The sequence below is a fragment of the uncultured Tenacibaculum sp. genome, from assembly GCF_947502995.1.
In the GTDB taxonomy this organism is placed as follows: Bacteria; Bacteroidota; Bacteroidia; order Flavobacteriales; family Flavobacteriaceae; genus Polaribacter.
The window spans coordinates 1-369 of record NZ_CANNBW010000069.1 but is presented as its reverse complement, the minus strand read 5'-3'; the positions used below and the strand labels follow the sequence as shown (position 1 = coordinate 369).

Genomic DNA, 369 nt, shown 5'->3' with positions numbered 1-369 from the left:
GATAAAAATAGGTAGAGATGCCCTATTTGATTACTTGCGCTCAGAATCTATGTTGATCAAACCTAAAAAGAATTATACTAAAACCACGAACTCTAAACATTGGTTACGCAAATATCCTAATCTGATTAAAGATAAGAAGGCTGTTAAACCAGAACAATATTTTGTTAGCGATATTACTTATATAAAAAGTAGGGAACGAACCCATTATTTATCTTTGGTAACCGATGCTTTTAGTAGAAAAATTATGGGATATCATTTAAGTGATGATATGAGTGCAGAAAATGTAGTTAAGGCTTTAACTATGGCCATTAAAAATAGGATGACATCTGGACCAATGATTCATCATTCTGACAGAGGACTACAATACTG

Annotated in this window: 1 protein-coding gene; it reads left to right on the top strand. The window is 32.2% G+C overall.

Annotation, left to right across the window (positions count from 1 at the left end; all coding sequences use genetic code 11):
• Window positions 1–369 (top strand): DDE-type integrase/transposase/recombinase (locus Q1A46_RS20760; protein WP_299683572.1); only part of this gene is annotated, 369 nt, incomplete at both ends.